Below are 8,401 nucleotides of genomic sequence, written 5' to 3' on the forward strand. Positions count from 1 at the left end.
CGGCTCACCGTTGTCTATCAGGTCAAGGGCGAGGGCACCCGCTGGCTTGCCGAACGGCGGGAAGGCGATACGCTTGATGTGCTCGGGCCGCTCGGCCACGGGTTCGATGTGGCGGCGCTCGGCGCAAAGCCGGTGCTGATCGGCGGCGGCATCGGTGTGCCGCCCATGCTGCAAACCGCCGTCTGCGCCGTGCAGACAGGGGCGCAGCCGCGCGCGGTGCTCGGCTTCCGCAATCAGGGCGCGGTCATTCTGGAAGAGGCGTTCCGTGCAGTGTGCGAGACCTTTGTCACAACGGACGACGGCTCCTACGCGCGGCACGGTTTTGTGACCGACGTGCTCAAAGAGCAGCTGGCGGACGCTACGGGCGTTGCCGCCTGCGGCCCCAAGCCCATGCTGCGGGCAATTGCCGCGCTGGCGCGGGAGGCAGGCGTGCCCTGTCAGGTTTCGATGGAAGAGCGGATGGGCTGCGGCATCGGCGCCTGCCTGGTGTGCGCGTGCGAACTCAAGCTGAAGGACGGGCAGCAGGGCGTGCGTTACGGCCATGTCTGCAAGGACGGTCCGGTATTTGATGCAGAGGAGGTCGTTTGGTAATGGCGGATTTGAAAGTCAATTTCTGCGGCGTGGAGCTGAAAAACCCCATCACGACCGCGTCGGGCACCTTTGGCTTCGGCCATGAATACGGCGAATTTTTCGACCTGTCCCTGCTGGGCGGCATCGGCGTCAAGGGCTTAACGCCGACCGAGCGGCTCGGCAACCCCGCGCCCCGCATTGCGGAGACCCCGTCCGGTATTCTCAACTGCGTCGGCCTGCAAAACCCGGGCATCGACCGCTTTATCGAGGAACAGATCCCCTTCCTGCGGCAGTATGACACCAGGATCATTGCCAACGTGTCGGGCAACACGGTGGAGGAATACGAGGGCATGATTGAGAAGATCTCGGATGCGGATGTTGACCTCATCGAGATGAATATTTCCTGCCCAAACGTCAAATGCGGCGGCATGGCGTTCGGCACCCAGCCGGATATGGTGACCGAGGTGGTCTCGGCAGCCAAACGCAAGGCGAAAAAGCCGCTCATCGTCAAGCTCAGCCCCAACGTGACCGATATTGCGGAAATTGCCCGCGCGGCGGTGGCGGCCGGCGCGGACGCGCTCTCGCTCATCAACACGCTGCTCGGTATGCGGATTGACATTGAGAGCAGAAAGCCCATCCTGTCCAACGTGATGGGCGGCCTGTCCGGTCCGGCGGTGTTTCCGGTGGCGGTGCGCATGGTGTATCAGGTGCGGAAAGCGGTTGACGTGCCGATTCTGGGCATGGGCGGCATCCGCACGGGCCGCGATATTGTGGAAATGCTGCTGGCGGGCGCGGATGCGGTCGCCATGGGCACGGTGATGTTCGCCGACCCGACGGCGCCGGTCAAGGCGCTGCGCGAGCTGGAAGCGTGGATGGACGCGCACGGCGTCAAATCCGTGCGGGAGCTGTCCGGCGCGGTTGAGGTGTAAACGCATGACCACGGTTTACATCATCCGCCACGCGGAGGCCGAGGGCAATGTTTACCGCCGCTGTCACGGCCAGTATGACAGCCTGCTTACCCCGCGCGGGCATGAACAGCTTCCCTTTCTGGCAAAACGGTTTGAAAACGTGCCGCTGGACGCGGTTTATGCGTCCGACCTGTTCCGCGCGCGCACCACGGCGCAGGCGGTTGCCGCGCCGCACGGGCTTTCGGTCGAAACCCGTCCGGTGCTGCGCGAGATCGACATGGGCGACTGGGAGGACCTGACGTGGGCCGAGCTGCCGCGCATCTGGCCGGAGGAATACGCCCGCTGGAAGTCCCGCCCGTGGGAGGCCACCCCGCCGCACGGCGAAAGCGTGATGCAGGCCGGCCGCCGGATGCTGGACGGAGTGCGCGCGCTCGTGCGGCAGCATGACGGCGGCGCGATTGCGGTTGTGACGCACGGTTCGGCCATCCGCGGCGCGCTGACCATCGCCCACGGCTTTGCCCCTGAGCAGATGGCGGAGATCGGCTGGGGGGACAACACCTGCGTGGCGCGGCTGGATTTTGACGGGCCGGAGCAGATCGACGTGGTGTATGAAAACGATGCGTCCCATCTGCCGCAGGCGCTTTCCACCTTCGCCTCCATCGGCTGGAAGGATGACAAGGCGGTGCCCAGCACCATGCAGATCTGGTTTCGCCGCGCCGACCCGATGAATCCTGCGGACGCGGAAAAGATCATCGCCTTTATGCGCGAGCTGCACCGCAACGCCTATGGAACGGACGCCGGTTTGCAGCCGGACGCGCTGCTGCGCGATGTGGTCCGTGCGCAGCAGGTCAGCCCGCGCGCGTGCTGCTTTGGCTGCCGGGAAGAGGATGGCGCGCCCGTCGCGCTCGTATACCTGAAAACCTGGTATGATGCCGAGCCGGACATCGGCCTGGTGGGCGGCTTCTGCATTGATGCAGCGTACCGCGGCCACGGCCTGAGCGGACAGATTCTGGGGCAGGCAATCAGCGTATACCGCATGCTCGGCAAGGAATATCTGGTGGCGCATGTGGGCGTGGACAATGCGCGCGCGCAGGGCTTTTACCAGAAATTCCAGTTTGAGAAACGCGGCGAATACGCGGACGCAAACGGCAATCATTTCCGCATGTTCAAGCGCATCTGCGTGGACTGAGATGTGAAAAATAAAGGTTTTGAGCAGCAAAAAAGGGTACCTTTCGGTACCCTTTTTTTGTTGGAAAGCGGATTTAAATGACGTAACCGCCCATGACATCGACGCAGGTGCCCGTGATATAGGCGGCCTGTCTGGAAGCCAGAAAGGCGATGACTCCGGCGATATCCTCGGCCTGCCCGAGACGTCTCAGCGGGATCTGCCGGCGGATGCCCTCAATGACCTCGGGCGCAAGTTCTCGGGTCAGGGCGGTGGCAACGCGCCCGGGCGCAACGCAGTTTACCGTGATCTGGTACGGCCCCATGCTCTTGGCCAGCGTTTTGGTCAGGCTGATGATGCCGCCTTTGGCGGCCGCATAGTGTACGCCGGCGTTTTTGGAGCCCATCACGCCCGAAATGGAGGACAGGCTGATGATACGTCCCCAGCCGCGCTCCTTCATCTGTGCAAAAGCCTGCTGGCAGCACAGGAAGGCGCCCAGCACATCAACCGAAAGGACGCGTGCAAATTCCTCGGCGGAAATCTGCTCAAACGGTGTCTTGGGCGAGATGGCCGCGTTGTTCACCAGAATTTCAACCGGCCCAAGCTGCTGCGCGGTTTGCTGAAACAGGCGCTTTACATCGTCCTCGGACGAGATATCGGCCGCAACAAACAGCGCGGGCACGCCAAACGCTGCGCGGATTTCATCCGCCGCTGCGCGGCCGTTTTCCTCGTTCACATCGCACAGGCACACCTGCGCGCCTTCGGCCGCGAGCGCGCGCGCCGTTGCAAGCCCGATTCCCTGCCCTGCGCCGGTTACCAGCGCGGTCTTGCCGCGAATACCCAAATCCATGTGTTTTCAACTCCTTTGGATAGAGAAAAAGAGCAAGGCACGCTGACATCTGGGGAGAACGGCGCCTTGCTCTTTGTAAAGGGGTGTCTGCTTTCAGAAGGAGCAGCCGCTTTCAGCGCTTATGCGCCCTGGTCGGCAAAGTACTCCTTATAAATCTCGGCGTCGTTTACCAGAACTTCCTTGAACTCTTCGCCGGAGATGTGGTAGGTGTGCGACTTGAGGTTTTCCATGGTCTGCTTGAACTCGTCGTTCTCAAAGGCCTTGTCAAACGCATCCTGCAGGATGGCCAGACGCTCTGCGTCTACGCCCTTCGGTGCGCCGATGCCCATGTAGGAACGAACGGATACGTCGTAGCCCTGCTCCTTGAGGGTCTCAACGTCGGGCGCGAAATCAAGGCGCTCGTCCATCGAGGAAGCCAGCATGCGCAGCTCGCCGGACTCGATGTAGTTGCGGCCGTCGGCAGCAACCAGGCTGACTGCTTCGCAGTGGCCGCCCAGCACGCCGGTAACGGCTTCCGCAGAGGATTCCACGTTGACAAACTGCATATCCGTGCCGGTCAGCTCGGCCAGGCCGTCAATGACCAGCGGGTGCGGATAGCCGGCGCCCATCACGTTGATGCCGCCGTCCTTGGCTGCGCTTACCAGGTCCTCAACGGTCTGGTACGGGGAATCCGCCTTGACAAACAGGCCGTAATCGTACTGCAGAACGGTGCCGAAGTAGTCAAAATCGTCGATACCGTAAGTAACCTTCATCTGGTTGGGCGCGATGATCATGGGCGAGTAGGACAGAACGCCGATGGTGTAGCCGTCCGGCTCGGCGTTGAGCAGCTCGGTGATGCCGATGGTCGCGCTTCCGCCCGGCTTATTGACGACCGATACCGGCACGCCGAGGGTCTTTTCCATCGAGGACGCGAGCGCACGGGCAGCCAGGTCGGTGCCGCCGCCTGCGCCGTAGTTGACGACCATGGTGATGGTGCTGTCCGGGAAACCGCCCTTGGCAGCGCCGGCGTCGCCAGAACCGCCGTCGGTCTTGCCGCCGCCGCAGCCGGCCAGCGAGCCGAGCAGCATGGACATGGACAGGAACAATGCAAGTTTCTTTTTCATGTGGAATACCTTCTTTCTTGTTTCTTCATTTTCAATGCAGCTTACTGCTGCGGGAATACACAGTTATTCGGTCTTGGCCGATTCTGCCTGCTTTTTCGCTTTGCTGCCCTTGATTTTGCCGCGGATAATCAGGAACAGCGAGCCGAACGTCAGCACCCAGAGGACCCAGTCAAGCGGGTTCTTAAAGAAGATGGAGAAGCTGCCGCGGGACATCTGCATGGCGGTGCGGAAATATTTCTCCAGCATGGGAGAAAGGATAAAGCCGATCAGCATGCAGGCCGGCGGGAAGTGGAACTTGGACAGGAAATAGCCAAGTACGGCAAAGCCCAGCATAACGCCCACGTCAAACAGGCTGGAGTTGAGCGCGTATACGCCCACGATGCAGAACATGCACACGCAGGGCAGTACCACGTTGGGCTGCAATTTGGAGATCTTGGTGAATACGCGCAGCGTTAGCAGCGTAATCACCGCCATAACCAGGTTGGACATGATAACGCCTGCATAGATGTTGTAAACATCCTGCGCGGCCTCGCGGAAGATCAGCGGACCGGGGGTCAGGCCCTGCAGCATGAACGCGCCGATAATCAGCGCGGCGACAACGTCGCCCGGGATGCCGAGGGTGAGCAGCGGAATCATGTTGGAGCCGCAGACCGCGTTGTTGGCAGCCTCAGCGCCCGCGATGCCTTCGATGGAGCCCTTGCCGAACTCTTCCGGATGCTTGGAGGTGCGCTTGGCGGTATCATAGCCGACCCAAGCGGCCAGCGTTGCGCCCAGGCCGGGCAGCGCGCCGATGCCGCTGCCGAGCAGCGCCGAGCGCAGCATGGTTTTCCAGGTGCGCTTGAAATCCTTGCGCGTGAACTTGTCGTCGTCCGGACAGGTCGGCGGCGGCAGCAGCACGCTGGTTTCGCGCTTGTGGAAGTTTTCAATCTGGCTGAAGATTTCAGCCAGCGCAAGCGAGCCGATCAGCATGGTGACCACGTCGATACCGCTGGACAGGTTGAGCGAACCGAAGGTCAGGCGCGGGATCGTTTCCACGGGGTCCATGCCGATGGAGCCCAGCAGCAGGCCGAGCGTACCGGCCATCAGGCCCTTAATCATGGATTCGCCCGACGCGGAAGCGATGATGGTCAGCGCGAACAGCATCAGAATGGTGTATTCGGGCGCGCCGAACTTGAGCGCGTACTGCGCAACCGGCTCGGCAATCAGCACCAGCAGCACGCAGGCGGTGATGCAGCCGAATACCGAGGAGACCAGCGCGGTTTTGATGGCCTTGCCGGCTTTGCCCTGTTTGGCAAGCGCGTAGCCGTCGCTGACGGTGGCGCTGGCCGCGGAAGTGCCGGGCGTTGCCAGCAGGATGGCGGAGATGGAGCCGCCGAAGGTGCCGCCGTTAAAGGCGCCCAGCAGCATGATGATCGCCTGCGTGGGCGACAGATAAAGCGTCAGCGGAACGAGCAGCGCGATGGCCATGGTGGCCGTAAGGCCCGGAATGGCGCCCATGACCAGGCCCAGCGCAACGCCGCCAACCAGATAGATGAGATTTGCGGGCATGATACAGGTCAAAAAGCCCTGGCCCAGCATAGCTAACATTTCACCCAAAGTCAGTCCCTCCTCAGTTTACGGCAGTACGAGCTTGAGCCCGTAGGTGAAGAACAGGTACACGGCGATGGGCAGGATGATGCCTACGCCTGCCAGCACCAGCTTGTGCCGCTGGCCAAGCAGCAGCATGAGCACAACCAGCATGGCAATGGTAACCGGCACATAGGGCAGGAACTTGAGCAGCAGAACAACTGCAATCATCACCGCCAGCGCGATGACCGCGTTGGAAACGCCCTTCAGAGAGAAGGTGACAGCCTCGCTGTCCTTATGCGCCTTGCCGCGCTTGCGGAAGCCGTGATACAGTTCGCAGAGCGAAAGCACAAGCAGAATCACGCCGCATGCGCGGGAGAAAAACCGCGGCGACGGGAAGGACGCGCCTACGTCCTCGATCTGAGTCGGAATGATGACAAACAACAGGATGAGCGAAAACACCAAAAAGAACGCGCCCAGCACAAGGTCGGCGGTACTCTCGTTCAGCACAAGAGTGCGTTCCTTCTTTTCTTCTTTGTTTGACATGGTAACACCTCGCTTTGTTTGGAAATTTGCGGTTCGCAGTTTTCAGACAACGTTTGCGTGCCCACACACCTCTCCCCCGTGACGCACGCAGCCTGCACCCCCTTTTTTGCCGTTTTTGTAAAAGTGTCTGTAATCAAAGAAACAGCAAGTACTATGCCAATAATTTGTCAATCTTCTGCAAATGCGAAAAACGAAAAGAAAGTTGTGCAAATCTCAAAAAATCACCGCAGCTTTTTGTGGGTTATTTTGGAGAGATGGCCTTGCTTTTTTCGTATGATTGTGTTTCACTGTGGCTTCTGCACAAACCAAAAGAAAATAATTGGGGAAAAAGCTGTGCAAAAAGAGCACAAAAACAGATTGGGTTTGGTTTAGGGTCGGCCTAAAAGACGATTATGACTTGCATTTTCGATACAGTTATGTTAAATTATAGACAATCTATACAGATAAAACAAGGGGGGCTGGGCGTGCAGGCAGCAAACCGGCAGAAGATGGTGGTTTTTTCAGAAAACGATTTTGACCGCGCCTTTCTGAAAGAAGCGCTGAGCCAGTATTTTTCAGAGTATCTGGATATCATTCCGCTTTCCAGCGCAACGAGGAACACGTTTGACGGCTGCCCCAAAGCGGTTGTGGCAAATATTGTGGCGCTGGAAAACGCGCGGCGGCTTTTTCCGGACAGTCAGGTGATTTACACCCAGCGCATGGTCAGCGGCGCGCATCTGGAAGAGGTGCTGGCGCTGCCGGCAGGCACATCGGTGCTGGTTTGCAACAAACCCTTCAGCATGGCGGTGGAGGCCATCGGCGATTTGAGCGCGCTGGGCATCAACCATATCCAGATGACGCCGTACGGCCCGGGCTGCAGCCAGGAGATTTCCGGATTTGACACCGCAATTTATACCGGCACCCGCGATTACTGTCCGGCCGGCATGAAGCGCTATATCAATGTGGGTTACCGCAATCTGTCGCAGTCAACGCTGGCGGAAATTATGAAGGCATACGATATTCCGTTTGACGCGCTGGAAAACGCCTATCACCAGCATGCGCAGCTCATTGTATCCGGCCTGTACCGCGTGCAGCATGCATTGCAGACGGCCAGAAGCCAGCAGCGCAACTTCAAAAGGGCCTGCGCGCTGAGCGCGAACGCGCTGATTGTGCTGGACCAGCAGGGCAGAATCGCCATGTTCAACCCCGCGGCGGAGGCGCTGCTCGGCCTTTCGGCACAGGCGGTGATGGGCCGGAGCTGCGACGAAGCGTTCGCTGCGTTTGAATCGCTGCGCAAGATTATTGCGCAGCAGGCCGATGTGACCGAGCGGACCATCTATATACAGAAGCATGCGGTCATCGCCACCATGCGCTGCGTGGACGACGAAACCGGCCGCCGCATTTTTTTGAGCCTGATACCCGTGGAAAGCCTGCTCAATTCGGAGGAAAAGGCGCGCGCGGATATGTATAAGCGCGGTTTTGTCGCCAAATACCGGTTTGAGGACATCAAGGGAGAGGCGCCCGCGCTGCGGGAGGCGGTGGAACTGGCCGGCTATTACGCGCAGACGGACGCCACCGTGCTGATTACCGGAGAGAGCGGCACGGGCAAGGAGCTGTTCGCGCAGTCGATTCACAACGCTTCGCCCCGCGCGGGCGGGCCGTTTGTCGGCGTGAACTTTGCCGCCATCTCGGAAACGCTCATCGAAAGCGAGCT

General features: G+C 60.1%; 8 protein-coding genes. 4 read left to right on the forward strand and 4 right to left on the reverse strand.

Annotation, left to right across the window (positions count from 1 at the left end):
• From ACOYIE_RS07125 to ACOYIE_RS07135, 3 genes are all read left to right on the forward strand, one after another.
• A partial coding sequence (locus ACOYIE_RS07125; protein ID WP_433411801.1) for a dihydroorotate dehydrogenase electron transfer subunit occupies positions 1-591 on the forward strand: 591 nt, incomplete at its 5' end.
• The gene (locus ACOYIE_RS07130; protein ID WP_433411803.1) at positions 591-1,499 is read left to right on the forward strand and encodes a dihydroorotate dehydrogenase; all 909 of its coding nucleotides are present in this window, start codon (positions 591-593) and stop codon (positions 1,497-1,499) included. The genes ACOYIE_RS07125 and ACOYIE_RS07130, both read left to right, overlap by 1 nt.
• 4 nt (positions 1,500-1,503) lie before the next feature.
• Positions 1,504-2,667 (forward strand): GNAT family N-acetyltransferase, encoded by a 1,164-nt coding sequence (locus ACOYIE_RS07135; protein WP_433411805.1) that lies wholly within the window; start codon positions 1,504-1,506, stop codon positions 2,665-2,667.
• A gap of 73 nt (positions 2,668-2,740) precedes the next feature.
• Here ACOYIE_RS07135 and ACOYIE_RS07140 read toward each other — a convergent pair whose 3' ends face one another.
• The 4 genes from ACOYIE_RS07140 to ACOYIE_RS07155 form a co-directional block, all read right to left on the reverse strand.
• Positions 2,741-3,493 (reverse strand): SDR family NAD(P)-dependent oxidoreductase, encoded by a 753-nt coding sequence (locus tag ACOYIE_RS07140; protein WP_433411807.1) that lies wholly within the window; start codon positions 3,491-3,493, stop codon positions 2,741-2,743.
• A 119-nt stretch (positions 3,494-3,612) separates the two neighbouring features.
• The gene (locus ACOYIE_RS07145; protein ID WP_433411809.1) at positions 3,613-4,596 is read right to left on the reverse strand and encodes a tripartite tricarboxylate transporter substrate binding protein; all 984 of its coding nucleotides are present in this window, start codon (positions 4,594-4,596) and stop codon (positions 3,613-3,615) included.
• Positions 4,597-4,659: 63 nt separating this feature from the next.
• Positions 4,660-6,183, reverse strand: a complete 1,524-nt coding sequence (locus tag ACOYIE_RS07150; RefSeq protein ID WP_433411814.1) for a tripartite tricarboxylate transporter permease — start codon at positions 6,181-6,183, stop codon at positions 4,660-4,662.
• A 27-nt stretch (positions 6,184-6,210) separates the two neighbouring features.
• Positions 6,211-6,708, reverse strand: coding sequence for a tripartite tricarboxylate transporter TctB family protein (locus ACOYIE_RS07155; protein WP_433411811.1), 498 nt, complete (start codon positions 6,706-6,708; stop codon positions 6,211-6,213).
• A 464-nt stretch (positions 6,709-7,172) separates the two neighbouring features.
• Here ACOYIE_RS07155 and ACOYIE_RS07160 point away from each other — a divergent pair.
• Positions 7,173-8,401 (forward strand): sigma 54-interacting transcriptional regulator (locus ACOYIE_RS07160; RefSeq protein WP_433411812.1); only part of this gene is annotated, 1,229 nt, incomplete at its 3' end.

The sequence above is a fragment of the Agathobaculum sp. genome, assembly GCF_050946325.1.
Taxonomy (GTDB): Bacteria; Bacillota; Clostridia; order Oscillospirales; family Butyricicoccaceae; genus Agathobaculum.